This is a genomic window from Lactobacillus sp. XV13L (genome assembly GCF_059900875.1).
This window is the reverse complement of sequence record NZ_JBWXGD010000003.1, coordinates 25,379-49,021: the sequence shown is the minus strand read 5'-3', so window position 1 is coordinate 49,021 and position 23,643 is coordinate 25,379. Positions and strand designations below refer to the sequence as shown.

General features: G+C 49.6%; 26 protein-coding genes. 13 read left to right on the top strand and 13 right to left on the bottom strand.

Annotation, left to right across the window (positions count from 1 at the left end; all coding sequences use genetic code 11):
* Nucleotides 1-76: 76 nt before the first annotated feature.
* Nucleotides 77-259: a protein YkzS gene (gene ykzS / locus AC2JF6_RS03005; protein ID WP_500729361.1), complete on the bottom strand. Its 183-nt coding sequence runs from the start codon at nt 257-259 to the stop codon at nt 77-79.
* A 190-nt stretch (nt 260-449) separates the two neighbouring features.
* On the opposite strand from ykzS, the gene AC2JF6_RS03000 reads away from it, so the two are divergent.
* Nucleotides 450-2,654, top strand: a complete 2,205-nt coding sequence (locus tag AC2JF6_RS03000; RefSeq protein WP_500729283.1) for an ATP-dependent Clp protease ATP-binding subunit — start codon at nt 450-452, stop codon at nt 2,652-2,654.
* A gap of 127 nt (nt 2,655-2,781) precedes the next feature.
* Nucleotides 2,782-3,063 (top strand): DUF1827 family protein, encoded by a 282-nt coding sequence (locus tag AC2JF6_RS02995; RefSeq protein ID WP_500729282.1) that lies wholly within the window; start codon nt 2,782-2,784, stop codon nt 3,061-3,063.
* Nucleotides 3,064-3,101: 38 nt separating this feature from the next.
* On the opposite strand, the gene AC2JF6_RS02990 is transcribed toward AC2JF6_RS02995, so the two are convergent.
* Both AC2JF6_RS02990 and AC2JF6_RS02985 read right to left on the bottom strand, forming a co-directional pair.
* On the bottom strand, nt 3,102-4,673 hold the full coding sequence (locus AC2JF6_RS02990) for a peptide chain release factor 3 (protein ID WP_500729281.1): 1,572 nt from the start codon (nt 4,671-4,673) through the stop codon (nt 3,102-3,104).
* Complete coding sequence (locus AC2JF6_RS02985; protein ID WP_500729280.1) at nt 4,673-5,548, bottom strand: hemolysin family protein; 876 nt, start codon at nt 5,546-5,548, stop codon at nt 4,673-4,675. The genes AC2JF6_RS02990 and AC2JF6_RS02985 overlap by 1 nt, the downstream gene beginning before the upstream one ends.
* 100 nt (nt 5,549-5,648) lie before the next feature.
* On the opposite strand from AC2JF6_RS02985, the gene AC2JF6_RS02980 reads away from it, so the two are divergent.
* On the top strand, nt 5,649-6,110 hold the full coding sequence (locus tag AC2JF6_RS02980) for a hypothetical protein (protein ID WP_500729279.1): 462 nt from the start codon (nt 5,649-5,651) through the stop codon (nt 6,108-6,110).
* Nucleotides 6,111-6,122: 12 nt separating this feature from the next.
* On the opposite strand, the gene AC2JF6_RS02975 is transcribed toward AC2JF6_RS02980, so the two are convergent.
* Complete coding sequence (locus AC2JF6_RS02975) at nt 6,123-6,602, bottom strand: hypothetical protein (protein ID WP_500729278.1); 480 nt, start codon at nt 6,600-6,602, stop codon at nt 6,123-6,125.
* Nucleotides 6,603-6,612: 10 nt separating this feature from the next.
* Nucleotides 6,613-7,428: a recombination regulator RecX gene (gene recX, locus AC2JF6_RS02970; protein ID WP_500729277.1), complete on the bottom strand. Its 816-nt coding sequence runs from the start codon at nt 7,426-7,428 to the stop codon at nt 6,613-6,615.
* A gap of 141 nt (nt 7,429-7,569) precedes the next feature.
* Between recX and rlmD the strand changes: the two genes are divergently transcribed.
* Nucleotides 7,570-8,946 carry a 23S rRNA (uracil(1939)-C(5))-methyltransferase RlmD gene (gene rlmD, locus AC2JF6_RS02965; protein ID WP_500729276.1) on the top strand — a complete coding sequence of 459 codons (1,377 nt, stop codon included), beginning with the start codon at nt 7,570-7,572 and terminating at the stop codon, nt 8,944-8,946.
* A 94-nt stretch (nt 8,947-9,040) separates the two neighbouring features.
* Here the strand turns inward: rlmD and AC2JF6_RS02960 are convergent, their stop codons facing one another.
* Nucleotides 9,041-9,985 carry an alpha/beta hydrolase gene (locus AC2JF6_RS02960; protein ID WP_500729275.1) on the bottom strand — a complete coding sequence of 315 codons (945 nt, stop codon included), beginning with the start codon at nt 9,983-9,985 and terminating at the stop codon, nt 9,041-9,043.
* Between the two features lie 68 nt (nt 9,986-10,053).
* Between AC2JF6_RS02960 and AC2JF6_RS02955 the strand changes: the two genes are divergently transcribed.
* The 3 genes from AC2JF6_RS02955 (at nt 10,054) to AC2JF6_RS02945 (ending at nt 11,238) form a co-directional block, all read left to right on the top strand.
* Nucleotides 10,054-10,338 (top strand): hypothetical protein, encoded by a 285-nt coding sequence (locus AC2JF6_RS02955; RefSeq protein ID WP_500729274.1) that lies wholly within the window; start codon nt 10,054-10,056, stop codon nt 10,336-10,338.
* Between the two features lie 148 nt (nt 10,339-10,486).
* A complete protein-coding gene (locus tag AC2JF6_RS02950; protein ID WP_500729273.1) occupies nt 10,487-10,963 on the top strand; it encodes a MerR family transcriptional regulator in 477 nt (158 codons plus the stop codon).
* The gene (locus AC2JF6_RS02945; RefSeq protein ID WP_500729360.1) at nt 10,888-11,238 is read left to right on the top strand and encodes a TipAS antibiotic-recognition domain-containing protein; all 351 of its coding nucleotides are present in this window, start codon (nt 10,888-10,890) and stop codon (nt 11,236-11,238) included. The genes AC2JF6_RS02950 and AC2JF6_RS02945 overlap by 76 nt, the downstream gene beginning before the upstream one ends.
* Before the next feature lie 140 nt (nt 11,239-11,378).
* On the opposite strand, the gene AC2JF6_RS02940 is transcribed toward AC2JF6_RS02945, so the two are convergent.
* The 6 genes from AC2JF6_RS02940 to map form a co-directional block, all read right to left on the bottom strand.
* The gene (locus AC2JF6_RS02940) at nt 11,379-12,542 is read right to left on the bottom strand and encodes a hydroxymethylglutaryl-CoA synthase (RefSeq protein ID WP_500729272.1); all 1,164 of its coding nucleotides are present in this window, start codon (nt 12,540-12,542) and stop codon (nt 11,379-11,381) included.
* Complete coding sequence (locus AC2JF6_RS02935) at nt 12,542-13,750, bottom strand: hydroxymethylglutaryl-coenzyme A reductase family protein (RefSeq protein WP_500729271.1); 1,209 nt, start codon at nt 13,748-13,750, stop codon at nt 12,542-12,544. The genes AC2JF6_RS02940 and AC2JF6_RS02935 overlap by 1 nt, the downstream gene beginning before the upstream one ends.
* Nucleotides 13,751-14,902 carry a thiolase family protein gene (locus AC2JF6_RS02930; protein WP_500729270.1) on the bottom strand — a complete coding sequence of 384 codons (1,152 nt, stop codon included), beginning with the start codon at nt 14,900-14,902 and terminating at the stop codon, nt 13,751-13,753.
* Nucleotides 14,903-15,048: 146 nt separating this feature from the next.
* Nucleotides 15,049-15,957: a UTP--glucose-1-phosphate uridylyltransferase GalU gene (gene galU, locus AC2JF6_RS02925; protein WP_500729269.1), complete on the bottom strand. Its 909-nt coding sequence runs from the start codon at nt 15,955-15,957 to the stop codon at nt 15,049-15,051.
* 66 nt (nt 15,958-16,023) lie between these two features.
* Nucleotides 16,024-16,941, bottom strand: coding sequence for a YihY/virulence factor BrkB family protein (locus AC2JF6_RS02920; protein WP_500729268.1), 918 nt, complete (start codon nt 16,939-16,941; stop codon nt 16,024-16,026).
* A 5-nt stretch (nt 16,942-16,946) separates the two neighbouring features.
* A complete protein-coding gene (gene map / locus AC2JF6_RS02915) occupies nt 16,947-17,774 on the bottom strand; it encodes a type I methionyl aminopeptidase (protein ID WP_500729267.1) in 828 nt (275 codons plus the stop codon).
* Nucleotides 17,775-17,908: 134 nt separating this feature from the next.
* On the opposite strand from map, the gene AC2JF6_RS02910 reads away from it, so the two are divergent.
* Together AC2JF6_RS02910 and AC2JF6_RS02905 are read left to right on the top strand one after the other, a co-directional pair.
* Nucleotides 17,909-18,355 (top strand): flavodoxin, encoded by a 447-nt coding sequence (locus tag AC2JF6_RS02910; RefSeq protein ID WP_500729266.1) that lies wholly within the window; start codon nt 17,909-17,911, stop codon nt 18,353-18,355.
* Nucleotides 18,348-18,881, top strand: coding sequence for a GtrA family protein (locus AC2JF6_RS02905; RefSeq protein ID WP_500729265.1), 534 nt, complete (start codon nt 18,348-18,350; stop codon nt 18,879-18,881). The genes AC2JF6_RS02910 and AC2JF6_RS02905 overlap by 8 nt, the downstream gene beginning before the upstream one ends.
* A 63-nt stretch (nt 18,882-18,944) precedes the next feature.
* On the opposite strand, the gene wecB is transcribed toward AC2JF6_RS02905, so the two are convergent.
* Nucleotides 18,945-20,087: a non-hydrolyzing UDP-N-acetylglucosamine 2-epimerase gene (wecB, locus tag AC2JF6_RS02900; protein ID WP_500729264.1), complete on the bottom strand. Its 1,143-nt coding sequence runs from the start codon at nt 20,085-20,087 to the stop codon at nt 18,945-18,947.
* Between the two features lie 87 nt (nt 20,088-20,174).
* Between wecB and AC2JF6_RS02895 the strand changes: the two genes are divergently transcribed.
* From AC2JF6_RS02895 to malX, 4 genes are all read left to right on the top strand, one after another.
* A complete protein-coding gene (locus tag AC2JF6_RS02895) occupies nt 20,175-20,363 on the top strand; it encodes a hypothetical protein (protein WP_500729263.1) in 189 nt (62 codons plus the stop codon).
* 196 nt (nt 20,364-20,559) lie between these two features.
* Nucleotides 20,560-20,814 carry a hypothetical protein gene (locus AC2JF6_RS02890; RefSeq protein WP_500729261.1) on the top strand — a complete coding sequence of 85 codons (255 nt, stop codon included), beginning with the start codon at nt 20,560-20,562 and terminating at the stop codon, nt 20,812-20,814.
* 302 nt (nt 20,815-21,116) lie between these two features.
* Complete coding sequence (locus AC2JF6_RS02885) at nt 21,117-21,965, top strand: PRD domain-containing protein (RefSeq protein ID WP_500729260.1); 849 nt, start codon at nt 21,117-21,119, stop codon at nt 21,963-21,965.
* A gap of 102 nt (nt 21,966-22,067) precedes the next feature.
* Nucleotides 22,068-23,636 carry a maltose/glucose-specific PTS transporter subunit IIBC gene (gene malX / locus AC2JF6_RS02880; RefSeq protein WP_500729259.1) on the top strand — a complete coding sequence of 523 codons (1,569 nt, stop codon included), beginning with the start codon at nt 22,068-22,070 and terminating at the stop codon, nt 23,634-23,636.
* Nucleotides 23,637-23,643 lie beyond the last annotated feature (7 nt).

Below are 23,643 nucleotides of genomic sequence, written 5' to 3'. Positions count from 1 at the left end.
GTAAAATCTACCTATTCGTGTATTAGATTATCATTTTTTTGTGAATTAAACAACAAAAATGTAACAGTTTACATCACTAAAGTTCACTCTTTGACTTAGTATAAACTATTTTTCCGCCACGCAGGGCTTTACCGGTTATGTTCTGTCTTTTGCCAAAAGATCTCAAGGCTGCTTGGAATGCAAAAGCTTTCCCCGGTTCCACTTCATAATGATCAAGCGCACCACTTGCCAACTGCTCAAGAATTATTTGGTAATCCAAATATACCACCATTTCTTTTAAACTAAAACACACTAAATCTTCCTTCAGCAAATTTTCTGGTTTTGCTCAGGTCATTTTACCATATTTTATACTTACTAAAAATAAGTTTTCCAGTACTTAGCACTTGATTATCTAGAGTGCTAATTATATAATTTAGTGGACATAACTTGAAATGAAAGGCGGTATTTACATGCTTTGTCAAAATTGTCAAAAACGGCCAGCTTCCATTCACCTTTTCGCTAAGGTCAATGGCCAAAGCCGTGAAATTAATTTATGTGGACAGTGTTATCAACAACTAAAACAACAGGGAAATATTAACATGAGCAGTGACAATGGTGGATTCTTTGGCGACTTTAATGACCTCTTCAACAGCTTTAACGGCAGCGCAAGTGGCAACTCCGGTGAACCGCAAATGAGTAGCGGTCAGGGTACCACGCCCCCGAACGGTGCCAATGGCGGTGGTCGTTCGCTGCTTAGCCAGTACGGTACAGACCTGACCGCACTTGCCAAAAAGGGCAAAATCGACCCGGTCATTGGGCGCGATAAGGAAATTGCGCGCGTGATCGAAATTTTAAATAGAAGAACGAAAAACAACCCCGTGCTGATCGGTGAAGCCGGCGTGGGCAAAACCGCCGTCGTTGAGGGGTTGGCCCAGCAGATAGTTGACGGTTCCGTGCCCGCAAAGCTGCAGGACAAGCGAATCATCTCGCTTAACGTGGTTTCACTGGTACAGGGCACCGGCATTCGCGGTCAGTTTGAACAACGGATGCAGCAGCTGATTCAGGAGTTGCAGAACCACAAGGAGATTATTCTCTTTATCGATGAAATTCACGAGATTGTTGGTGCGGGCAATGCCGAGGGCGGCATGGACGCCGGCAACATTATCAAGCCCGCACTCGCCCGCGGCGACCTGCAATTAGTTGGTGCAACGACGCTCAAGGAGTACCGTGAGATTGAAAAAGATTCGGCACTCGCCCGTCGCTTCCAGCCCGTTGACGTTAAGGAACCATCGGTTAACGAAACGATCCGGATTCTCCAAGGGATCCAAAAGCGCTACGAGAGCTACCACCACGTGCACTACACGGATGACGCAATCAAGGCAGCCGCAGAGCTGTCTGAGCGCTACATTCAGGACCGCTTTTTGCCAGATAAGGCGATCGACCTGCTCGATGAAGCCGGCTCGCGCATGAACCTGACGATTCCCTTCGTCGATAAGGAAAAAATGAAGGAACGGATTGACGCGGCCCAACAGCTTAAACAGGAATCACTCAAAAATGAGGACTATGAAAAGGCCGCTTATTACCGTGACCAGATTGAAAAGTACAATAAGATGAAGGACCAGAAGGTTGATCCCGATAAGTCACCCGTGATTAGCGCCAAGATTATGAACAAGATTGTTGAAGAAAAAACGGGAATTCCGGTGGGCGATTTGCAAAAGCAGGAAGAAAACCAGCTGCAAAATCTCGCCCCCAACCTTAAGGCGCACGTCATTGGCCAGGACAAGGCCGTTGACAAGGTGGCCCGGGCCATTCGGCGCAACCGCATCGGCTTCAACAAGACCGGTCGGCCTATTGGCTCCTTCCTCTTCGTTGGTCCCACCGGCGTGGGCAAGACCGAACTCGCCAAGCAGCTGGCCAAGCAAATGTTTGGTTCGGAAAATGCGCTGATTCGCTTCGATATGTCTGAGTACATGGAATCGTATTCGGTCTCCAAGCTGATTGGGTCGGCTCCGGGCTACGTCGGCTACGAAGAAGCCGGCCAGCTCACCGAACGCGTTCGGCGCAACCCGTACAGCCTGATTCTGCTTGACGAGATTGAAAAAGCCGATCCATCGGTTATGAACCTCTTCCTGCAGATTCTGGATGACGGGCGCTTGACCGATTCGCAGGGGCGCACGGTTTCCTTCAAGGATACCATCATTATCATGACGTCAAATGCCGGTCAGGGAATGAAGAACACCAGCGTCGGCTTCAACGTCGAGAATGCAGAGGACAAACCCGACTCCGCTAGAAATTCGATGAGCCAATTCTTTAAGCCCGAATTTTTGAACCGGCTAGACGACGTCATTGAGTTCAATGAATTGTCTAAGGACGACCTGCTTAAGATCGTCAACCTAATGCTGGACGAAGTCAACGACATGGTCAAGACGCAGGGACTGCAAATCACGGTTACCAGCCAAGCCAAGAAAAAGTTGGTCGAAGAAGGCTTTAATCCGGATATGGGTGCGCGTCCGCTGCGGCGAACGATTCAAGAAGAGGTTGAAGACAAGGTGGCCGACTTTAAGCTGGATCACCTGGATGCAAAGAACCTCCTGGTCAGTGTGAACGCTAACCAGATAGTCATCACTGAAGCAGAGGAAGCTGCGACACCTGCTGGTGGAGAAAGTTCAAACTAGTTCAAGCTCAGCGAAAACTTCTACATCTTACCAATATTTTCAGTTAAGACTGTTTTTGCTAAAGAAAATATTTAAAAATAGCGGTATACTAATTATAAAGAACTACTAGAAGAAACGGGTGAAATCCATGCATTTGATAGATGTAACCAACAGTTATAGGGATCTAGTTCACAATCAGCTAAATTCCACCAGAGTCAATTACGTCAAGGTTTATTCCCTGGGCAACACCTCCGTGATCTACACCGAAAGCGATGAGGCCATTGGCATTGTCTTGGAAAACCACAACCGGCGCGTCCGCAAGGAAGAGACTGATTTCGTCATTGAGCGCTTAATTAAAGAAAAGAATCCGTCGTATACGCTAACCGTTGACAAGAGTCAACACGTCATCGAGATTCATATTGACAAGTAGCAAAAATGCTGGCAGCGATTGCCAGCATTTTTTGTAGATTATAATTTTTCGGTTAGCTTGACGTCGGGGTACTTGTCCTGGAAAAAGCGTTCAGCAAATTGATTCTCAAACAAGAACAGCGGCTGATCGTAACGATCCTTGACTAGCAAGTTGCGACTGTTGGACATGGCCAAATCGAGCTGTGCGGGATCAATCCAGCGGGCAACCCGGTGACCGATACTGGTCATTTCCACATCGGAATTGTATTCGTTCTGCATGCGGAACTTGAACACCTCAAATTGCAGCTGCCCCACGGCTCCCAAGATATATTCATCAGTTTGGTAGTTGCGGTAAAGCTGAATTGCGCCCTCCTGCACCAGCTGGGTCATCCCCTTGTGGAAGGACTTCTGCTTCATTACGTTCTTAGCGCTGACCCGGACAAACAATTCCGGCGTAAATTCCGGCAGCGGCGGATAGACAATCTTGCGCTTGCCGGCATAAATACTGTCGCCAATCTGAAAGTTGCCGGTGTCATACAGGCCAACAATGTCACCGGCAACCGCATCGGTCACCTGGACACGCTCACTCGACATAAATTCGGTAGCATTATTCAGCCGGATCGGCTTGCCGGTCCGGGCCAGGGTAACATCCAAGCCCCTCTTAAACTCGCCGCTGCCGACCCGCACAAAGGCAATGCGGTCACGGTGGTGGGGGTTCATGTTAGCCTGAATTTTAAAAACAAAGCCTGAGAAGTCTGCGTCATCGGGGGCGAGCACTTCCGCATCATTAACCGTGTGTGCTGCAGGTGCGGGCGCCAATTTGACAAAGCTCTGCAAAAAAGTCTCAACGCCAAAGTTGGTCAGCGCCGACCCGAAGAAGACCGGCGTCTGCTCGCCCTGGGCAATCTTTTCCTCGTCAAAGGCGTTGCCCGCTTCCTTAATCAGTTCAATTTCACCCAAAGTATCCTTAAACTGGGGATCCTGACTGAACGGTTCACTGGCATCCAGTTGGCCCGCCTTGTCCAAGGGCAAGAAGCGCTCAGCGCCGTCCTTGTGGTAGAGCTCGACGCGGTTATGCGCGAGGTCATACAGCCCCTTGAGGGTTTGCCCCGAACCGATGGGCCAGTTCATGGCCACGCCCTCGATGCCGAGCAGGTCCTCCAGTTCGGCAATGAGGTCCAGCGGCGGGCGGCCATCACGGTCAAGCTTGTTCATAAAAGTAAAAATGGGGATGCCACGCTGCTTGACTACCTTAAATAATTTTTTGGTTTGCGGCTCAATCCCCTTAGCCGAATCGATCACCATGACCGCTGAATCGACGGCCATCAGCGTCCGGTACGTGTCTTCCGAAAAATCTTCGTGCCCCGGGGTATCGAGGATATTGATCCGCTTGCCCTGATATTCAAACTGCATCACGGAACTGGTAACCGAGATGCCCCGCTGTTTTTCGATTTCCATCCAGTCACTGGTCGCATAGTGACCCGTCTTGCGCGCCTTCACCGTGCCCGCACTGCGGATGACGCCCCCAAAAAGCAGCATTTGCTCCGTGATCGTGGTTTTACCTGCGTCAGGGTGCGAAATAATTGCAAATGTTCTTCTCTTTTTTACCTTGTCTAAAAGTCCTTCACCCATTAATTACTGTGTTCCTCTTCCTTTTCCTTGTTTGTTTCTTTAGGGATTGTCAACAAGAGCGTGAGCAGCCGTGAGCGCTGCATCCTGCGCGTTGTCAGCACCATGCCGTTGTCCAGCTTGACCGCTAGTTTTTCGCCCTTGGCCGGGATAATGCCCAGCTTGGTAATCACGTAGCCGGCAACCGTATCGACATCCTCCATTTCGAGGTCGGTACCGAACTGCTCGTTGAAATCATCGAGCGGCATTTTGCCGTAAATAACATACTTGTCCGGCGCAAGCTGCTTGACCAAAACCTCCGCCCGGTCAACTTCGTCATCAATGTTGCCGACAATTTCCTCGATTAAATCTTCAATTGTGGCGATGCCCACCACGCCGCCGTATTCATCCGTCAGGATGGCCAGCTGCTGCTGCGTTTGCTGCATTTCAACCAAGAGTTCGCCCAGGTCTGTTGTTTCGGGCGCAAATAAGGGCGGATTCATCACGTCATCGTAATCAATCTGTGCAAATCCCTTTTCATGGGCCTTGCGCAGGACGGTGCGAATGTGAATTACGCCCACGATTTTATCCTTATCCCGCTGGTAAACCGGAATCCGTGAATACGGCTCACGCAGAATTTCATCCAGATTATCCTGCAGGCTATCATTGCAATCAACCATAAAGGCATCGATCCGTGGCACCATAACCTCACGAACCATCCGTCCCTGGAAATCCAAAACGGCATTTAACATCGAAAATTCGGCGTCACTGATTTTTTTATGATCGTGCAAAACTTCTATTTCAGTGGTTAAGTGCTCTTTTGTTTCTTCATCGCTTGAAGGGGAAAATTTATTTTTGAAACGTTGAAATAAACTCCCCTCAGCAGGGTCGCTAGCCATATCTTTTGCTCTCTTTCTTAAAAAACCAACTAAAGTAATCACATTATATCATGTACGGGGTTGATATGTTAGAATAGCACGTAAGAAATGAGGTTCAGCCATGAAAAAAAGTCACGTTTTACTCGTATTTACCTTCCTGCTGCTGGTGCCCTACCTGTGCAGCCTTGCCATTATCGGCATTGGCTACGATGCGCTCGTTTTGCACTCAGCCGATTTGTTCAGAACCACTATCGGTGCACTCGTGGGCGCCATGGTCATGTTTGCAATCAAGGCCACAATCCAGCGTCCCGTTGACTTGCTCGCAGTTGACGTTAACGATGGACTGCTAAAGCAGCTGCTGCGCTTCTTTAGCATCCGGCGGCGGCCCCTATTGCAAGTTGCCAACGTGGTGCTGGACTTCATCCTGTGCTTTGCGGCGACCTTTGTCGTCCGCGACTTCCTCACTTTAGACCAGATCGTCGGTCAATCGGTGGGAATCGTCATGCTCGTCATGCTCCTGTCCACGTGTCTTGGCGCCTACGTTGAGTACGACAACCTGTCCGTCGACCCCAAGCAGCACTAACCGCTATTAACCTTATTTACTGGCCTTTAGATATAGCATCTGGGTCAGTTTTTTGGTCTCCAGATCAAGGTCCTGCACGTAGTAAGGCGTGGCGCTGTCGCCCGGATTTTCGTAAACCGCTATGCCGCTGGCGGTTACTTCTTCCAAAAACTGCGGCAAAATCAAGTTGACCGGCAGGTTAAAAAAGGACCGCTCCTGCTGCGTGCTTTCCTTAAACGCCACTTGCGCCGCGGGCAGGACAAAGCGCAGCAGACCCTGAGGAACCTCGACTACACGAGCGGCGAGCACGCCGTACCAGTACATGAAATTTTCCTGACCAAACACCAGCATGCTGCTGCGCCTGGCCGATAATTGGTTGTCCGCCAAAAAGCGCTGGAAAACCGGATCCCGTTCAATTTCCAGGTTGCTCTTGCTAAAAGTTCTCTGTTCATCCATGAGCTGGTCCGCAAAGGGACGGCCGACAAAGATTGTTTCTTGCTGTAATTTTTTCATTATAATTCCCCTAATATTCAGCCAATTCGTCCAGCGGGATTATCTCCCCCGCCATGAAGGAGTCAATCTCGCTGCTCGTAAAACCGTGCGCGTACAGGTAGTTGCGCATTTTCGTTTGCCGCGCGCTGGCGCTTAAGCGCCGAAAACGCTTGTAGGCTTTGACGCCCTGCTTTTTCAAGGCTTCCAGCTGTTCATCCGTACCGGTTTGCAAATTAACCTCAGCAATAATCATCTCCACAAGCGCACCGGAAAAGCCGTGACTCATTAGCTTGCTGCGCATCTTCCGTTCTAACTCACGCTCAGACAGTTTGCCCACCTTGCTTTTCATTGACTTGAGCACGCGCAGCCCGGCATCCAGCCAGTCTTCATCAGCAATTGCCGCGAGTTCGCTTTCCACCAGTTCAGCAGCCACGCCCTTTTGGGTCATCTTCCGGCTCAAGCTGAGCGGGCCCTCCGTACCGGTGCGCAAGCTCTGTCTGACCGCCACTTCAACGTACTTGCGGTCGTCCAAAAAGCCCATCTCGCTCAGTTGGGCAACTGCGCTCTGAGCCGACTGCTCGTCAACATCATGCTTGTTTAAATACTGCAAAACCTCGAAGACGGTTCTCGGTTCGTAACTCAGAAAATTTGACGCCAGGTTAGTTGCCTTGGCACCAGCATCGAATTGCTTAACGCGACTCACCTGCTCCGCGGATAATTCCTGACCCTTTAGCAGGATAAACTCCGCGATCGTCTGCTCACTCGCCGAGAACGCGTACTGGCCGTCTAAAAAAACATTATAGCGACCGGGCCGCTTCTGTGCACTAACTTTTGTAATAATGGGCATCTTAATCCACCTTTCTAATTGTTTAACTCCATGCTAGCAAATTTCCGTCATTCTTGCTAAAAAGTTTTCCTAGGGAGTACAATTAATTACTAAGCGAGAAAATTGTTTATTTAATTTTGTTTATCGTAGAAAGAAAAAATCATGAATAGAAAACAGCAGCGGCAAGAAACACGTGAAAAAGACGTGATCATCACAATCAAGCGGATTGGCATTAACGGGGAGGGCATCGGTTACTACCGGAAAAAAATCATTTTTATCCCGGGTGCCCTGCCAAACGAGGTGGTCGTAGCAAAAATCAAGGAAGAATTCCCGCACTACATCCAGGGCGAACTGATCCGCATCAAGGACAAGAGCCCGGACCGGGTAGCCTTCCCCCGGGGCGTTGACCCCACTGTCGGCGGACTTGAACTGGCCCACCTGGCGTATGACAAGCAGCTCGAATTCAAGCGGGACAACGTCCTCGAAGCTCTCAAGAAGTACCACCCGCGGGGCTACAGCAAGTACAAGGTGAAAAACACCATCCCTGCGCCCGCTGAGTGGCACTACCGCAATAAGGCCCAGTACCAAATCGAGCAGGACAACGGCCAGGTCAAGCTGGGGTTATTTGCGCCTAATTCGCATGAGCTGCACGACCTGCCTTTAATGCCGACACAGTCCTCAGCAACGCAGAAAACCGAGCGCAAAATCAAGGAACTGGTTGAGCAGCTGCACGTGCCTGTTGCTGATCCTTACCGCCACCGTGATGGTCTAAAAACAATTGTGGTGCGGCAGGCAGAAGCCACCAAGGAAATACAGGTTACACTGATCACGGTGGGCCGCGTCTTGAAAAACCTCCCTGCTTTGAGCCGGGAAATCATGAAGCTGCCGGACGTTGTCAGTGTTTTCCAAAACGAAACGGATTGGCGCAACCCGCAAGTGTGGGGCAACCGCACGGAAAAACTAGCCGGTAAGAACCAGATCACCGACGAAATTCTGGGCAAAAAATTTGCCCTCTCACCGCGGGCCTTTTTCCAGCTAAATCCGGTCCAAACCGCCACCCTTTATTCACGCGCACTCAAGTTTCTGGACCTGACGCCCGCGGACACGCTTATTGATGCCTATAGCGGGGTGGGTACCCTCGGCATCTTGGCCGCGGACCAGGTCAAGCAGGTGTTTGGAATTGAAACGATCCCCGAAGCAGTGGAAGACGCCAAGCACAACGTCAACCTCAACCACATCAGAAATGCCGACTACATCCAGGGCAGTGTCGAAAAGGTGCTGCCCGAGCTTGAACAAAGCGGCGTGCCCATTGATGCGCTGATTGTGGATCCGCCCCGCACGGGCCTGGCCAAGAGCTTAATCAAAACGCTGCTCAAGGTCAAGCCCAAGACCTTTGTTTACATTTCGTGCAACCCGTCGACTTTGGCTCAAGACCTCGTTTTGCTCAGCGAGGCCTACAACGTTCGCCTGATCGAAAACGTCGACATGCTGCCACAGACGCCGCGGTGCGAATGCGTTGTCAAACTGACGCTGCGCTAATCAAAAACAGCCGTCTTGCTTTTAATCCTAAAAGCAAGACGGCTATTTTTATGTGTACGGTTAGTTTGGGCCTGCCAGCGGACAATTTTTTAGCTCACTTAACGTACCTGTGCAAAAAGGTCGCAACGTGCTGCCGGTACGCATTGGGGTGATCGGCAAATGAATGGGCGTGCGTGGACCCGCGTGCAACCCAGATTTCCTTGGGTCCACGGGTCGCGCGGTAGTTCTCGTAGACCATTTCGGTCGGCACAAACGTATCCCGGCCGCCGTGAATAAACAGCATTGGGCGGTGATTTTGCCGTAGTTGGTCAACGCTCGAGCCATCATGCAAAAAGTAGCCCACCTTTATGCGGTTGATCCCGCTCAGAATTTCGACGAGCGGAAAGCGCGGGATTGCCGGCAAATTATAGAGTGCCTTGGCCTCATGCTCAATCTCGTCCTTGACGTTGGTGTAGCCGCAGTCTTCCACAAAGGCCTTAACCTGCCGGGGCAGCTTGAGCCCACTGACCATCATTGCAGTGGCGCCACCCATGCTCAAGCCGTAGACGACAATTTGCTGCGGTTTTTTCCGGGCAATCAGGTAGTCGATCCACTTTTTAACATCATCCTTTTCAACCCAGCCGTAGCCGATGTACTTGCCCTGGCTGTTCCCTTGCGCCCGTGGATCAGGCGTCAACGTGTTGTAGCCCAGGCGGTGGAAAAGTGCATCGTACTTGCCCATGTCCTCCTTCGTGTCCATGTATCCCGGCAAAATAACCGCGGTCTTTTGGGCGCCGCGACGCGGAATATAGTTGGCATCCAGCTTGTAGCGCTGGTCGGCTGACTTAATGTGCCACTTTTGCTTGGCTGTCTCCTTGAACCACCTTTTTTCCCGGTAGAGCGGGTCTGATTTCTTCAGCACGGTGCTGGACGAGCTCAAGAAGCTCTTGGGTCCCGGCACGCAGGCAACCTTAAAGAAGTACAGCCCGGCGCCGAGCAGTGCCAGGCATAACAACAGAATAACAGCAAGTAATGAAAGCCGGAGCTTTTTGTGTTTCAATTGGTAAAACCACCTGTTCAAAAGTAATATTAATAGTATAACATTTTTAAAACATATAGGATATTATTATGAGATTGACCGACCTTTTGCAATTAACCAATGACCTGAGCGGACAGACCGCTCTTTATGCGGCAATGAACAATCACCTTCAGCCACTGGCCAAGTTAAAAATTTCAAGCAGTTCTTGTCTGCTCTACCCGGGAAAAGAGCCCCTGACCAAGGCAAAGATATTTCGGATGGTGCAAAATTTGCACGGGCGCAGCATCCCCCTGTATGTCAAAAGCAAAACGAAAAAAATCCCCCTGTACGGGATTCAGATACATCCTGAGCTTAACGCAATTATTCTAATGTAAGGCGCGTGGACAATCATCAGCCACCACCTTTTTAGCGCCAAAAAAGAGGGGCCCAGCTTTGCCGCCGCCTGAACAATTTTTGGCCTTGGGCTTGACCTTGACGCTGCGTCAAAGTCTATAATCTGCTGTGCAAGTGAGGAACTTAATCATGTCATATTCAATCACAGAATTAGCCCGTCTGGCGGGCACTTCAACCAGGACGCTGCGGTTCTACGATAAAAAGGGGCTCCTGCAGGCGCGCAGGAATCCCCAAAATAATTACCGGTATTACGATGAGGCAGAGGTCAACCGGCTCCAAAAAATTTTGTTTCTGCGGCTGTTTGATATCCCCCTGGACCAAATAAAGAAAATTTTGGATGATTCCGAAGAGGTGCAGTACCAAATCTTGTCCGCCCAGCGTGCGAAAATGCGGGCTGAACAAGAACGACTCGGCGACTTGATTATCAGTTTAGACAAGACACTTGCAACAATGAAGGGAGCATCAGAAATGAGCGATAAGGAAAAGTTTGCCGCTTTGAAGGCTAAAACAATCGAAGACAATGAAGACCAATACGCGCTAAATACGGCAGCCAGACCATTGATGCCAGCAACCGCAAATTTAACGCACTGGAGGAAAACGAAGTGAGGCGTCTTAAAGAAGTTGCCCTACAAATCTTAGACGAGCTCGCGCTGCTGCCAGATACGCCCGATCTAAAACAACCAGCGGCGCAGCACCTCTTTGACCTGCACAAGGAATACCTGCAACTAGCCTGGCCCCAGGGTCTGTACTCGCCCGCGGCACACAGGGGCCTTGCCGCCATGTACGTAAGCGACGACCGCTTCAAAAAGTACTACGCAAAGGGCACGGGCAAAGAGCACGCCGCGGAAACGTTGAAAGCGGTCATTGATTACTACGCCTAGCAGGTATTCTTAATTCTTGACGGCAAGTAGCCAAAAACCACAATTACCTTGCGCTGTGATCCCCAGTTCGGAGATTCACCGCAGTAATTGTGGTTTTTTGTTTGCTAAAATTGTGGTCGGACCCAGCCATTGGGCGCTTCTTATTTTTGCTTGTACTGCCGCACGCGACTTTGGGTGCCGGCAAAGTACCAGTAGCCTGCTTCCTCATCGCTTGCAAGTTCACGGTTGTCTTCCGGCAGGCGCAGGGCTTCAGTAAAAATTTGCTCGTAGTCCGCAATGCTTACTTTTTGCCGCCGTGCAATCATCTTTTGATCTTTTTTGACTTCCAAAAAATCGCCGTAGTGCGCAGCAAGCTGACCCGCATAAAATTCGCCCATTGCGCCGGAACCATATGAGAACAGGCCAATCCGCGCCGCCGGGGCCAGACTCCCATTCTCCAACAGACTAAGCAGACTCAAATAGAGCGAGGCGGTGTAAATATTGCCGACGTCGCGGCTGAAGTGTGCGGCCGCCGTGAAGTTCTGCTGCAGGCGCTGCGCAGTTTCTTCATCCTGATTTTCGCTGGCTAGCTTATTGGCCTTAAAACCCATCTTAACGAAGGGCAAATGATAAATGAGCGCGGCAAAATCCGCGGTGGCCGTGTCGGTTTTCCTGCGGTAGTCCGCAAACGTCCGCGCAAAAAAGTCCAGGTAGACCTCGGTCGAGTACTTGCCGTCCACCAGCGCAACCGGTGAATCGTTCGGCCGCCAGAAGTCATTAATATCGGCACTATAGGCACTATGGGCGGCCTTTAGTGCAAGAATATTGGGCTCGGCCTTGATCAAAACGCTGACGCTGCCTGCGCCTTGGGTGACCTCGCCGCTGGTGCCGATTCCGTAGCGTGCGATGTCGCTGCCAATCACAATTGCACTGCGTTCCGGATGAAGCCGAACGTAGTCGGTCGCAATCATGACCCCAGCCGTCATACCAAAGCAGGCCTCCTTGATTTCAAAGGTGCGCACGTCGGGGAGCAGCTGCAGCGCGCTTTTAACAAACAAAGAAGCCGACTTCGACTGGTCTACCCCGCTCTCTGTGCCCATGATCAGCAAGCCAACCTGCTTGCGGTCAATCTGGTCAATATAATTCTGCGTCGCATTGATGCCCATTGACACGGCATCCTGGGTTTGGTCGGCCACGCTTATCCGCCGCTGGCCAATCCCAATGAGGTACTTATTGGGATCAACTCCCCGCGCATGGGCCAAATCCACCATATCGACGTATTTATTAGGCGTGTAAAAACCAATCCGGTCAATTCCAACTTCCATTACTTTTTCTCCCTTACCTGTTGCAATAATTTCCGTGCTGCCGTCTGCGAGTATGCCCTTTGGGCAATCATCAATTCTAAAACACGGCTCTTCTCCTGCGGCGTTGCGTTCAGTGCAGCCACAATGTTTCTGGCCTGCAGCTTCATGTGTCCGTCCTGGATGCCCGTTGTTGCAATCGCTAAAAGCGCCGCCAGGTTGTTGGCCAGACCCGTCGCTGCAACCACGTTTGCCAATTCTGCGCTTGTTATTTTTGAGCCCAAAATACGGTAGTTCTGCTGGACGTCGCGGCGGGCGCTAATCGAACCGCCCACCGTGCCCAGAGCCAGTGGCAGCGTGAGCTGACCAACCAGTTCCGCTCCGTCAATCCGCCACGAACTGAGGCTGCGGTAGCGACCGTCGCGGCTGGCCCAAACGCCGCAGGCCGCCTCGACCGCCCGCGTATCGTTGCCGGTAGCAAGCAGCACGCTGTCAACGCCGTTCATGATGCCCTTGTTGTTGGTTGCGGCGCGGTAGGGGTCAGTCTGTCCGATCTGACTTAATAAGGCGATGCGCCGGGCGGTTGCCTGACCGCCTACCGCTTGGGTCCTGAGCCTGACCTGCGCTTTCGTAAGCTGACTCGGATAGTTCGATAAAATGGCAAAGAGCTTCGCTCTAATCAGCGGCGACTGCGCCAGCCTGTCCGCCATGAACTCCAAGATTGCGTTAGCCCGGTTGGCCCCCATCGCCTCCGCCGGATCAATCAAAACCCTGAGAAAGACCAAATCATCTTGACGGTCCATTTCAATCCTTCGAACGCCCCCGCCGTGCCTAACCAGACTGGCAAACGCGGCGTTGGCCTGGTCAATCAACGGCGGAAACTCCTTCTTAAACGCCCCTGCATCGAAGCCGCTGCCCGCCTGCAAAACAATCTGACCGTAAATGCCGGCGCGCTTGCTGACCGCGCTCACGCCGCCACGCGCAAAGAGGCTGGCGCCGTGGTTAGCGGCCGCCACGACTGACGGCTCCTCCGTTGCCATCGGTACCACGTAAGGGCGGCCGTTAACAATCAGACTCTTGATAATGCCAACAGGGAGCTGCAGTTCTCCCACTACGTTTTCGCTCAGGCGATTGAGCCGAAGCAAGTCGGCTTCATCTGTCTCATCTAGTTCAACCCCTTGTGCCCTGAGCCAGGCACGACGGCCCGCAGGCGGCAATTCATAAAACTTCATTTAAAAATCCCGCAGTATTTCACACGCAATTGACAACCCGCCGCCGATGCAAAGGGTGACCAGTGCCCTCTGCCCGTCAACGTGGTTCAGCGCATTGATCGACGTGGCAACCAGGCGCGTGCCCGTAGCCGCAAGCGGGTGCCCCAGTGCGATGGCGCCGCCAAACATATTCAGCTTGGCGGCCGGAATTTCCAGTGCCTGCATTACGGCCACGCTCGGTGCCGCAAACGCCTCATTAACCTCAATCACGTCGTAATCACTGATCTTTCTGCCGGTCCGGTCCAGCAGCTTTTGGACGGCAAAATACGGGGCAAAGCCCATGTAGGCCGGGTCGGTCCCGGATTCGGCAAACGCGCCGAGGCGTGCCAGTGGCGTCAGGCCCAATTCGTCGACCTTTTCCCTGGTTACCAGGATTACCATGCTGGCCCCGTCGCTCAACGGCGACGAGTTGCCCGCCGTGACCAAGCCGTTGTCCTTGAAGGCCGGCTTGAGCTGGCTAAGGGCTGCCATATTGGTGTCCGGACGAATATTTTCATCCCGGTTGACGGTTGCGCCATCAACCTTTAGCGGAATAATCTCGCCATCGAAATAGCCCTGCCGCGCGGCCGCGGCCGCCTTTTGGTGCGACTGCAGACTGTATTCGTCCATTTCCCGGCGCGAAACATGGTATTTAGCCGCAACGTTTTCGGCGGTCAGCCCCATGTGCATGCCCGAAAAGGCGTCAATGAGCCCGTTGTCCAGCATCTCGCTGTGCAGGTCAGCGTCTTTTTTAGTTTGCGCATAATAAACGGCGTTAGTCATGCTCTCGGCACCGCCCACGGCAACCATGTCAAAGTCGCCCATTTCCATCTGCCCCTGTGCAAGGCGCAGTGCCTTCAGGCTTGAACCACAGACCTCATTAATGGTGACCGCACTGCTGGTATCACGCATTCCCGCACCTAGAGCAACCTGCCGGGCCATGTTTTGGCCCAAACCGGCACTCAGAACGTTGCCCATGAACAGGGCCTCGAGCGCGGAGGCATCCAGGTCAATGCTTTTCAGCGTTTCTTCCAGCGTAAATTCACCTAGGCTTACGGCGTCCTGGTCCCGCCAGAGTCCGCGGTAACGGCCAAAGGGCGTCCGCTTGGCTGCAACAACAAAAATATCCTTCATAAAATCTTCTCCTTGGCAAAAGAGTCTTCTTACGCACTACATCTTACCCAACTTTTTCATTCAGCAATAGCAATTAATCCGACATTAAGAAAAATTTTACCCTAAAAAAGGCCACGCGTTCGTGGCCTCATTTGCTTTGGTTAATACTAGTTGGTTTTCTTGTGTTTGTTGTCACCGGCCTGCAGGCGCTGGCCCAGGTCAATTATGTAGCGGCGCAAGGCGTCCTTGGTCTCCGGGTGGTTCAGACCGTATTCAATCGACGTCTCCAGGTAGCTCTCCTTGTTGCCAACGTCGTGGCGGCTACCCTTGAAGACGTGTGCAAAGACCCGCTGCGTCTTGTTCATCGTGTCGATTGCGTCGGTCAGCTGGATCTCGCCGCCCTTGTCTGGCTTCTGTTCGGCCAGGATGCCAAAAATCTCCGGCGTTAAGAGGTAACGGCCAATGATGGCGTAGTCGCTTGGTGCCTGGTCAACGCTCGGCTTTTCGACAAAGGACTTGACGTTGATCAACCCCGGCATAATCTCGCTTTCGGGCTCAATCACGCCGTACTTGGAAACTTCCTCGTGCGGCACCGGCATAACGGCAATGGTCGACGCGTGGGTCTCGTTATAGCGGTTGATCAGCTGCTTGGTCAGCGGCACCCGGTCCATCATCAGGTCGTCGCCCAGCATCACGATGAAGGGCTCGTCACCGACAAAGCTGCGCCCGCGCGCAATCGCATCGCCCAGGCCGGCCGGGTACGGCTGCCTGGTGTAATAAATGTTGATGCCCAAATGCGTAATGTCCTGCGACATCTTGAGCAGACCGGTCTTGCCCTTTTCCTGCAGGTTCTGCTCCAGTTCGGGGTTGGAGTCAAAGTGGTCTTCAATCGGCCGCTTATTCTTGCCCGTAACAATCAGGATATCCTCGATCCCCGAATTTTTGGCCTCTTCCACAATAAACTGAATCGTCGGCTTGTCGACAATCGGCAGCATTTCCTTGGGCATCGCCTTGGTAACCGGCATAAACCGCGTACCAAGTCCCGCTGCGGGGATAATGGCTTTCCTTACTTTCATACCACACACACTTTCTGTCAATCTTTTATAACTTAATATACCAAAATTACCGGCATAGTTCCACTATTACCGGTGGCGCTTACTTTGAATGTATTCGGCCAGGCGCCCAATGGAGTACTGCACCTTACCGTAGTTGAGCGCCACAATGGCCGCGTTGACGCAGGTGCCCAATAGAAAAAGGATGGACGCAATGTTGAGCCAGAGCATGAAGATGATGAAGGTGCCGATGATGCCGTAATTTTCCCAGCTAATATGGAAATGGCGCAAGTAGAAGCCAAACAGCCACGACAAAAGCAGCCAGCTGGCTAGTGTTGTAATGACGCCCGGCCAGATGACCTTCTTCTTGAGCCTGATATTCGGCAGAAAATAATTCAGGTAGTACAGGGCACTGGTCAGTGTGATAACAACAACCGGGTAGCGGTAGCTGAAGATGTGCTCGATTTCACCCACGGAAAAGGAGAAAATCGGCCGCAAAAATCCCAGTACCTGCTGGCCAAAAATAAAGGTCAGGCTGAGCAGCGCAAAAATCACAATCATCAGGTTGGTCAGCATGATCGTGATTGACCTCGTCCACACGGTTACCTGCCACTTCTGCTGCAGTTCAATCTTGCGGACGCCGTAGACCCGGTTCATCCCGATACGGATTGCGTTGACCAGCGATGAAACCGACCATATTGCCAGCAGGATACCAAACGAAATGTAGCCCGTTGAGTTGCTTTTCAGGAGCGAATTGATAATGGGCATGATGAACGCGGCGATGCGCTCGGGGAAAATCAGCTTCAGGTAGCTGGCGATGGGCTCCGTATTGATGTGAAACAGCGGCAAAATATTTCCGATAATAATAATTAGCGGAAATATTGAGAACAAAACGTAATAGGCGATTGCAATCGCACTGGTCAAGACTTCCCCCTGCGTAAACCTGAGGGACAGTTCCTTATAAAACCTGGCAATGCGTCGTCTTCCTGCCCCCGCTTTTATACCCATACACCCTACTCATCCATTTCGTCAAAGTGCGGCAGGTACTTCTCATAGCCATCGTACGGCTTCTGCAGGGTTAGGATCTTGGGGCCGTCCTTGGTGATGGCAAAGGTATGTTCAAACTGGGCCGATTTAGAGCCGTCCGGCGTTGCGTAAAAGACCCAATCATCGCTTGAATCCGCCACCGACTTCTGCACAATGCGCCAGTCGCCGCCGGCTTCAACCATGGGCTCACAGGTAATCGTCATGCCCGCGCGCAGGCGCAAGCCGTGACCCGCCTTGCCCCAGTGCGGAACTTCGGGATCTTCGTGGATCGTCGGCTGGATGCCGTGACCAACCAGTTCCTTGACGTCGCCGTAATGGTGCTCGTCTTCAACAAAGTGCTGGATGGCAGCGCCGATGTCGCCGATACGGTTGCCTAAGACCGCCTGGTCAATGCCCAGGTACATGGCCTTCTTGGTCACTTCCATCAGGTCGCGATCCTCTTCTGAAATTGTGCCAACCGGGTAGGTCGTGCACGAGTCCGTCTCGAAGCCGTTGAGGTTGCACGTTACGTCAACTTTAACCAGGTCGCCCTCCTTTAAAACCGTGTCCTTGCGTGGCGTTGCGTGGGCAATCTGGTCGTTGACGGAGATGCAGGTGCCGTACTTGTAGCCCTCAAAGCCCTGCTCGGAAAGACGTCCGCCCCGGCTCTTGACAAAATCCTGGCAGAATTCTTCGATCACCCAAGTGGTGATGCCGGGCTTAATTACGTCCCGCAGCCCTTCAAACATTGATGCCAAAAGGCGGCCCGAAGCCTGCATGCCCTTAAGTTCCCGTATGGATTTAATTGTAATCAAAGTTAAACTTCTCCTCTATAAAATGATGTTTATTTACATTATAGCGTTTTTTAAAAGTTTACTAAAGGGTTTCATCTAACAGGCAAAATTAGGTATAATACTATGATAATGTATATGTGAAAGGTATGAGGACTATGAAGGCAAAAATTGTCTATGCTAGCATGACTGGCAACGATGCGGATATGGCGGAAATTTTGGAAGAGGACCTGCAGGACCTGGGCTTTGACGTCGATTCCAGCGAGGCCGAATTCACCGATGCCAGTGACTATTTAGATAGCGACCTGTGCATCTTCGTCACTTATACCTACGGTGAGGGCACGATGACCGATGAGGTTGCGGACTTTTACGACCAGCTTAAGGAATTGGACCTCAGCAACAAGTATTTTGCGGTAATGGGCAGCGGCGACATGGTCTACGCCGACCACTTTTGTGAAAACGTCTTCGACTTCGAAAAAATGTTCAAGCAAGTTGGTGCTAAAGAGCTGGCCAAGCCGGTTACAATTGAAAATGCGCCCGGTGACGAAGCAATTGACCTGATTGACAACGCCGCCAAGGAAATGGCTAACCAGTTAAATGGCTAAAGACAAAATAAGCAATACGAGCAGCTTTAACTCAACCGAGGACCCCAACATCCGCACCCTCGCCCAGAAGGTGGTCAAACGGCACCGCAACCTGTTTGTCTACATGGTCTTCGGCTTTGTTGCGGCACTCATCAACACGGTCGTCTTCATGGCCCTGCACAAGTGGGGTCGCAGTCCGCTTTTAATTGCCAACACGATTGCCTTCGTGGTTTCCAACCTCGCGTCTTTTTTCTTTAACCAAAAGGCCGTCTTCACCAACAACGTTGACCAGGAACACTCCACGTGGCAAAAGCTGCTGGCCTTCTTCGCCTACCGCATCATCAGCATCATCCCCGACAGCCTGATCATGCTGGTGGGCCTGTCCTGGCTGCACCTTAACGCATTGTCAGTAAAGATTATCGACCAGCTCCTGGTTGGCATCTTCAACTACCTGACCACACGCTCGGTCTTCCAGGCCCAGGAAAAGACGATGATTGAACGCGCCAAGGAACGTATCAAGTCACGCACTGATGGCAAACAAAAATAAGCAAAAAAGCCCAAAATAAGTTGATTTGGGCTTTTTTGCTCTAGTTATTTGATTAGTTCGTTTTTATTCAAAATCTTGCGGCCGCTCGCCCTTGTGAGCAGAGAAGTAGTAGGCGATTGCTTCCATGATCCGCTCCGATGCGTGCCCGTCGCCGTAAGGGTTCTTGGCATGCGCCATCTGGTTGTACACGTCCTTGTTGTCCAGCAGTTCAAGCATCGCTGCACGCACCTGAGTCGTCTGCGTGCCGACCAATTTCAGCGTCCCGGCCTCAACCCCTTCGGGCCGCTCGGTTGTATCGCGCAGCACCAGAACCGGTTTGTTCAGCGCCGGTGCCTCTTCCTGGACGCCGCCGGAATCGGTCATGATGAAGTAGCTCAGCTTGGCTAAATTATGGAAATCCACCACGTCTAGCGGGGCAATCAAATGAATGCGCGGATCGTCGCCCAATATTTCACGCGCCACTTCCTGCACCCGGGGCGATAAGTGCACCGGATAAATAATCTCAACCTCATCGTGGCTGTCCACCACCTGCTTCATCACCTTGAAGACGCGCCGCATCGGTTCACCCTGGTTCTCGCGCCGGTGCATCGTAACCAAAATAATCTTGTGGCCCGGCTTAATCAGGTCAAGCACCTCGTGGTGGTAATCCTTTTGCACGGTCTGCTGCAACGCATCGATTGCCGTGTTGCCCGTCACAAAAATATTGGCCGCCTTATGATTCTCCTTGAGCAGATTGCTTTTGCTCATTTTGGTCGGTGCAAAGTACAAGTCCGTCAGGTCATCCGTCATCTGCCGGTTCATCTCTTCCGGGTAGGGCGAATACTTATTCCACGTGCGCAGTCCCGCTTCCACGTGGCCCAAAGGCCTCTCTTGGTAGAAGCTGGCCAAGCCGGCCGCGAAACTGGTCGTCGTGTCGCCGTGGACCAACACAATGTCCGGCTGTTCCTTCTTGATTACTTCAACCATGTCCAGCATGACCTTGGACGTTATTGCCTCAAGCGACTGGTTTTTCTTCATGATGTTAAAGTCATAGTCCGGGGTGATTTTAAAAATTTCCAGTACCTGGTCCAGCATCTCGCGGTGCTGGGCAGTGACCACGGTAACCTCATCAAAACGCTCATCTACCTGCAGCTGCAGCACCAGTGGGGCCATCTTGATTGCTTCGGGCCGTGTACCAAAAACCATCATTACCTTAATTTTTTTCATAACTGCCTCCACGTTAATATTAAAGATTTAATGGCCAAAAAACAAGTCAATATGGTTTAATTATTGGTAAAACAACGAGGAGAAAAAATGCATTATCAGTTTAACCTATTGCTGTTATCGGGCTTGTTGATCGTTATTGCGAGCTTCAGCCTGGTCTTCAGCTTTGACTATAAAAAGGCCCGCACAACTCGCCGCCTTTTGCTTTTGACCGGAATTATTCTCTTTATCGTGATTGGCTTCTTAGTTGCGCTCCAGATGCGCTGGCCACTGGTGTGAAACAATGCATATTAGTTGGCATAACGGTTGCTCACAAGTAAATTATCAATTATAATCTAGGCAAGTTCATATTAATAAGAACTTCATATTTAAACAAAAGCATGAAAATATTATTGGGTTGAAATTCAGTAAAAGCTATAATATATCCGCCCAACATTTCTTAAACTGAGGTAGTATAATTCAAAGGGAGGTCAACATGACACCATTTAAATCAACGGGTGAAAAAGAAGAAGAAATGGCGACCTGGCTAGATAAACGAGGACTTAATGACGTTGAAGAAAACGACTTTGAGCAAATAAAGCGAATTGGCAGTCAGTTATGGGGAATAAGTCCCAAAGATAAATCAGCGCCCCATGACATACTTCAAGCTCAGCTATGTATAGTTGAGCAAAACTGGCTTTTAATTAAGCAAAACGATGAAATTATTAAGCTCTTGAAAAAAGATAAGTAATTATTTCAAACCATACAAAAAGCAGCACTACTTTAAACAGCAGTGTTGCTTTTTTTTAGTACGATTAGCTAACATTTTGTCGTCCAGTTCACTCCAAACTTTGGAACAACAAAAATATTACTTACCCATTACCAAAAAATATGTACTTTTGGTGCATGAACCATGCGGCTTTTTCCTTACTTGTAATAATTAACTTGACAAATCATAATTTTCTCTTTAAGATTTTTGTTGTAAACGTTTACGAATTTAAAATCAATTAGCAAGATTGACGAATTTTGCTACGTATAAATCAGGAGATTGCTTTGCTAATTTCACAAGTGTTGAATAACAACGTGATACTCGTGGAAGATGGAAAAAAGCAAGAAAAAATAATTTGGGGTCGTGGTATCGGCTTTAAAACTCATGCGGGGCAAAATTACAGTTTGCAGCCTACAGATAAAGTGTTTTCTGCTATACCACAAGACAATAAGTGGATTTCTTCATTCAAAAAATTGTCTGAAGAAGTACCACGTGAATACTTTGAGCTAACTGAAAAAATAATTCAGCTTGCTAAGGATCAAATAGATGCAGGTTTTGATAAACACCTGTTAGTTCCCTTAACAGATCACATCTTCTTCGCAGTAAAGCGATACAATATGGGGATGGAACTCTCTAATCCTATGTTGTTCGATATTAAGCGCTTTTTTTCACAAGAATATAAAGTTGGTAAACAAGCTGTACATTTAATCGAGCAAATGTCCGGAGTCCCCTTATCTGATGATGAAGCAGGATTTATTGCTATTCACCTAGTTGAATATAAAATTCAGCATTCTGACAGTTCCATCAAGAATTTTTCTAACATCATGGAAATTTCGAACGGTGTGAATAATATTATCGAAGCAAAGTTTGTTCGTAAGTTCTCTGAAAACAGTATTGCTGTCAGCCGGTTAATGAATCACTTACATTATTTAATTCTTCGTAGCAATTCAAAAACGCACGAAAAATCTAAACCGGTTGATTCTGAATTACTAAAGTCCTTCTGCTATCATAATAGAAAAGCAGGAAGTTGCCTCAAAGAGGTAGTGGCTTACTTACAAGATAAACTAAATTATCGGTTTTCGGATTCTGACCAATTGTATTTACTAGTTCATATTATTCATATCACGTCTTAATTAAATAAGGGCTTGTTACTTTAAATAGGCAATACCCAATAACCAGTGCTTTTTGTACTTAGTTGTTGGGTTTTTTTATTGAAATTTAGGAAGGAAAAATCAATGGAAGAAACTACTAATAGAGAAAGTATAAAAACTAGACTCTATGCTTTTCTACAAAATTTAGGTAAATCTTTTATGTTTCCTATTGCTACGCTTTCTGCAATGGGTATTTTGGTAGGTATTGGTAGTGCCTTTACAGCACCACCAATGATGGCACGTTTTCCTTTTTTGCAAAACCACGCTGTCAATATTATTTTCACATTCATTAATACTGTCGGAAGCTTTGGCTTTACATACTTGCCCGTAATGTTCGCAATGGCACTACCTTTTGGTCTCGCCAAGCGAAATAAAGGAGTTGGTGCAATCGCCGCCTTGGCCGGCTATATCTCCATGAACATGGGTATCAATTTTATGCTTGGTCAACAAGGCAAGTTGGTAGCTAGCAGCAAGATGCAGTCTGCTGGACAAGCAAATGTCTTGGGTGTCCAAAGTCTTGAAATGGGAGTTTTAGGGGGCATACTTGTTGGTTTAATTACCTACTTCCTTCTAGAAAAATATCAGGAAATCAAACTTCCCGATGCATTCTCATTCTTTGGCGGTATCAGGTTTGTACCAATTATTTCAGTCATTGTTGAGTCTTTCGTTGGACTAATCATCCCCTTCATCTGGCCTACCTTTCAGAATGGAATTGTTGCGCTTGGACACATGATTCAAAATGCTGGCATCTTTGGTCCTTTCCTCTACGGAATTGCATTGTCAGTTTTAAAATTAATGGGACTACACCATATATTACTGGCCATGATTCGTTTTACTGATGCTGGTGGAACCGCAATTGTTCATGGTAAGACAGTTACAGGTGCCTTAAATATCTTTTATGCCCAATTAAATGCGGGTGTACCCATTTCACATAAGGCTACAGCCTTTCTTTCCCAAGGATTTATGCCAACCTTTATGTTTGGCTTACCAGCAATCTGTTTAGCAATTTACTTGACTGCTAAACCAGAAAACCGTAGTCGAATAAAAGGATTGCTTCTTTCAGCAGCCTTGATTGCATTTGTCTCTGGCATCTCAGAACCAACCGAATATCTATTCCTGTTTATTGCACCAATGTTGTATGTTTTCCATACGATTTTACAGGGATTATCACTCTCAGTCATGATGATAGTTGGTGCTTGCATGGGTAACACTGATGGCGGCGTCTTAGACTGGATTCTCTTTGGTTGGCTACAGCCCAATTCTAAATGGTGGGTGTTAATACCTGTAGGTCTGCTTTGGTTTGCAATCTACTTCTTCCTCTTTCGGTGGTATATTTTAAAGTACAATGTTAAAACACCCGGCCGTGAGGGCGAAGGTGACGTAGTAATGACCAAAAACAATGGCATTTATGATCCCCAAACTATCCTTGATGCTTTGGGTGGTCAAGGCAATATTGTATCCCTAGATAACTGCGTGACTCGTTTGCGTCTTGAGGTTAATGATCCAGGCAAAATTGATGAAGACAGACTTAAACAATCTGGTGCACTTGCAGTGATGAAAGCTGAAAAATCTGTTCAGGTCGTGTATGGGGCCCAGGTCCAAAGCGTTAAAGACGGTGTTGAGAAGCTCATGAGTGGTGCAGGCGTAGGATAAGGAGAAT

Excerpts from the sequence above, each read along its gene's own strand:
- AC2JF6_RS02995 (WP_500729282.1), top strand. The coding sequence starts at position 2,782 with ATGCATTTGATAGATGTAACCAACAGTTATAGGGATCTAGTTCACAAT.
- AC2JF6_RS02930 (WP_500729270.1), bottom strand. The coding sequence starts at position 14,902 with ATGAAGGATATTTTTGTTGTTGCAGCCAAGCGGACGCCCTTTGGCCGT.
- AC2JF6_RS02975 (WP_500729278.1), bottom strand. The coding sequence starts at position 6,602 with ATGAAAAAATTACAGCAAGAAACAATCTTTGTCGGCCGTCCCTTTGCG.
- AC2JF6_RS02890 (WP_500729261.1), top strand. The coding sequence starts at position 20,560 with ATGACACCATTTAAATCAACGGGTGAAAAAGAAGAAGAAATGGCGACC.
- AC2JF6_RS02910 (WP_500729266.1), top strand. The coding sequence starts at position 17,909 with ATGAAGGCAAAAATTGTCTATGCTAGCATGACTGGCAACGATGCGGAT.
- AC2JF6_RS02980 (WP_500729279.1), top strand. The coding sequence starts at position 5,649 with ATGAAAAAAAGTCACGTTTTACTCGTATTTACCTTCCTGCTGCTGGTG.
- wecB (WP_500729264.1), bottom strand. The coding sequence starts at position 20,087 with ATGAAAAAAATTAAGGTAATGATGGTTTTTGGTACACGGCCCGAAGCA.
- rlmD (WP_500729276.1), top strand. The coding sequence starts at position 7,570 with ATGAATAGAAAACAGCAGCGGCAAGAAACACGTGAAAAAGACGTGATC.
- AC2JF6_RS02985 (WP_500729280.1), bottom strand. The coding sequence starts at position 5,548 with ATGGCTAGCGACCCTGCTGAGGGGAGTTTATTTCAACGTTTCAAAAAT.
- AC2JF6_RS02990 (WP_500729281.1), bottom strand. The coding sequence starts at position 4,673 with ATGGGTGAAGGACTTTTAGACAAGGTAAAAAAGAGAAGAACATTTGCA.
- AC2JF6_RS02920 (WP_500729268.1), bottom strand. The coding sequence starts at position 16,941 with ATGGGTATAAAAGCGGGGGCAGGAAGACGACGCATTGCCAGGTTTTAT.
- AC2JF6_RS02905 (WP_500729265.1), top strand. The coding sequence starts at position 18,348 with ATGGCTAAAGACAAAATAAGCAATACGAGCAGCTTTAACTCAACCGAG.
- AC2JF6_RS02950 (WP_500729273.1), top strand. The coding sequence starts at position 10,487 with ATGTCATATTCAATCACAGAATTAGCCCGTCTGGCGGGCACTTCAACC.
- recX (WP_500729277.1), bottom strand. The coding sequence starts at position 7,428 with ATGCCCATTATTACAAAAGTTAGTGCACAGAAGCGGCCCGGTCGCTAT.
- malX (WP_500729259.1), top strand. The coding sequence starts at position 22,068 with ATGGAAGAAACTACTAATAGAGAAAGTATAAAAACTAGACTCTATGCT.
- AC2JF6_RS02955 (WP_500729274.1), top strand. The coding sequence starts at position 10,054 with ATGAGATTGACCGACCTTTTGCAATTAACCAATGACCTGAGCGGACAG.
- AC2JF6_RS03000 (WP_500729283.1), top strand. The coding sequence starts at position 450 with ATGCTTTGTCAAAATTGTCAAAAACGGCCAGCTTCCATTCACCTTTTC.
- AC2JF6_RS02895 (WP_500729263.1), top strand. The coding sequence starts at position 20,175 with ATGCATTATCAGTTTAACCTATTGCTGTTATCGGGCTTGTTGATCGTT.
- galU (WP_500729269.1), bottom strand. The coding sequence starts at position 15,957 with ATGAAAGTAAGGAAAGCCATTATCCCCGCAGCGGGACTTGGTACGCGG.
- AC2JF6_RS02935 (WP_500729271.1), bottom strand. The coding sequence starts at position 13,750 with ATGAAGTTTTATGAATTGCCGCCTGCGGGCCGTCGTGCCTGGCTCAGG.
- AC2JF6_RS02940 (WP_500729272.1), bottom strand. The coding sequence starts at position 12,542 with ATGGAAGTTGGAATTGACCGGATTGGTTTTTACACGCCTAATAAATAC.